General features: G+C 67.8%; 2 protein-coding genes. Both read right to left on the minus strand.

Translation table 11 applies throughout. The features are described from left to right. Nucleotides 1–104: 104 nt before the first annotated feature. A complete protein-coding gene (argH, locus tag QZZ29_RS10465) occupies nucleotides 105–1,529 on the minus strand; it encodes an argininosuccinate lyase (protein ID WP_291383084.1) in 1,425 nt (474 codons plus the stop codon). An 89-nt stretch (nucleotides 1,530–1,618) separates the two neighbouring features. Then, the coding region (locus tag QZZ29_RS10470; protein WP_291383086.1) for an argininosuccinate synthase at nucleotides 1,619–2,627 on the minus strand (1,009 nt) is incomplete at its 5' end.

Below are 2,627 nucleotides of genomic sequence, written 5' to 3' on the forward strand. Positions count from 1 at the left end.
ATGTGCCCAGCATCAAGCCAAAACCCCGCTCAACATTGGAGACACGCCCTAGTTCCCCGTCGCTGTGCACCGTTGCGTGGCTCACGGCGACTGCCGACCCGTGACTACACCGTCGCCCACGGACGGAAGTGCTTCACCCGGGCCCTGGCGGCCTTGCCCTGCTCGATCACGCGCGCAGGCGCGGTGCCACCAGCGCCATCGCGTGCCGCCAGCGAACCCTCCACCGTGAGGACGTCAAGCACGCCCTCGTTCAGGGCCTCGTGGATGCCGGCCATCTCGTCCAGCGTCATCTCGTGGAGTTCCTTTCCGCGCTTCTCGCACAGGCGCACGCACGATCCGGCGACCTCGTGGGCGACCCGGAATGGCACCCCCTGCTTGACGAGCCACTCGGCCACGTCGGTGGCGAGCGAGAACCCCGCGGGCGCGAGCGCGGCCATGCGCTCGGGGTGGAACACGAGGGTCCGGACCATTCCGGCAAACGCCGGGAGCACGGTCTCCAGGGTGTCTACGGCGTCCAGCGCGGGCTCGTGTACCTCCTGGATATCGCGGTTGTATGCGAGCGGCAGGCCCTTGAGTGTGCTCAACATGCCGGTCAGATCGCCGATCAGGCGGCCGGCCTTGCCGCGCGCCAGCTCCGCGATGTCGGGGTTCTTCTTCTGGGGCATGATGCTCGAGCCGGTCGAGTACGCGTCATCCAGGGACGCGAAGCCGAACTCCACCGTCACCCAGGTGATGATCTCCTCGGACAGTCTCGACAGATCCACGCTGATCATGGCGGCCACCCACGAGAATTCGGCGATGACGTCGCGCGCGGCGGTCGCGTCGATCGAGTTCTCGGTGGGACCGGCGAAGCCCAGCTCGGCGGCCACGGCCGAGGGGTCAAGCCCCAGCGTCGACCCGGCCAGGGCCCCCGCGCCATAAGGCGACCATGCGGCGCGCGAATCCCAGTCCGTCAAACGTTCGATGTCACGTAGCAACGGCCACGCGTGCGCCATGAGGTGGTGACCCAGCGTGACGGGCTGCGCGTGCTGCATGTGGGTGCGACCGGGCATCGGATCGTCGATGTGACGATCCGCCTGCTCCAAGAGCGCGTCCACCACGTCAAGCACCTGCCCGGCGATGGTGCGTGCATGCCGCCGCAGGTACATGCGCCCCAGGGTGGAGATCTGGTCGTTGCGCGAGCGCCCGGCCCGCAGTTTGCCGCCCAACTCGCCTCCGACGCGGTCGATCAGCAGGCGCTCCAGCGCCCCGTGCACGTCCTCGTCGGAGTCGGAGGGCGTGACCTCTCCGGCAGCGACGTCCGCCCGCAGCTTCGTGAGCGCCCCGACCATCTGTGCGGTCTCGGAATCGGTCAGCAGCTCCGCCCGCTGCAGCGCGTGGGCATGCGCGATCGATGCCAGCAGATCATCGTCGGCATAGCGCCAGTCAAAGTGGGTCGACACGCTGAGCTTGGCGAGCGCCTCGGAGGGCCCACCGGTGAAGCGGCCCCCCCACAGTGCGCCCTCGTTGGTGCCTTCAGCCTTTGCCATCGCGGTCCCTTCCTTGCGTACGCGCTACTCACGAGTGTGCCAGGAACCCGCCGCCCCGTGGGGTGCGGCGGGTTCCTCTTCCGGATGGGCTAGAGGCCCGCCCTGGTGGCCCGAGCTGCGGCCTGCTTGGCCGCCAGCCCGTAGATCTCGATAAATCCACGCGCGGCGCTCTGGTCAAAACTGTCACCCTCGTCGTACGTCGCAAGGTTGAAGTCGTACAGCCCGATGTCCGAACGGCGTCCGGTGATGGTCGCCTTGCCGCCGTGCAGCACCATGCGGATGTCCCCGGTGACGTACTGCTGCGTGTCCTCGATGAACGCGTCGAGCGACTTCTTGAGGGGCGAGGACCACATGCCGTCGTAGACAAGGTCGGTCCACTGCTGCTGAATGACGCGCTTGTAGCGTGCCTGCTCACGCTCGAGCGTGACGTTCTCCATCTCGCGGTGCGCCTCGATCAGCGCGATCGCGCCGGGCGCCTCGTAGACCTCGCGGCTCTTGATGCCCACCAGGCGGTCCTCCACGATGTCGATGCGTCCCACTCCGTGAGCACCCGCGCGGCGGTTCAGCTCCTGGATCGCCTGCAGCGGCGTCACCTGCTGGCCGTCCAGCGCGACGGGGATGCCCTTCTCGAACGAGATGATGACCTCGTCGGGGACCGGCGGATAGGCGGGGTCGTCCGTGTACTCGTACACGTCCTTGGTGGGGGCGTTCCAGATGTCCTCCAGGAAGCCCGTCTCCACGGCGCGGCCCCACACGTTCTGGTCGATCGAGAAGGGGTTCTTCTTGGTGGTCGCGATCGGCAGGCTGTTGCGCTCGGCGTAGTCGATGGCCTTGTCGCGCGTCAGGGCGAGGTCGCGCACGGGCGCGATGCACTTGAGATCCGGCGCGAGCGAGGCGATACCCACCTCGAAGCGCACCTGGTCGTTGCCCTTGCCGGTGCAGCCGTGAGCCATCGTGGTGGCGCCGAACTCGCGCGCCGCCTGCACGATGTGCTTGACGATGACGGGGCGGCTGAGCGCCGAGACCAGCGGGTACTTGTCGTGGTAGAGCGCATTCGCCTTGAGTGCGGGCATGCAGTACTCCTCCGCGAACTCGTCG

It is taken from the genome of Demequina sp., assembly GCF_016278765.1.
In the GTDB taxonomy this organism is placed as follows: Bacteria; Actinomycetota; Actinomycetes; order Actinomycetales; family Demequinaceae; genus Demequina.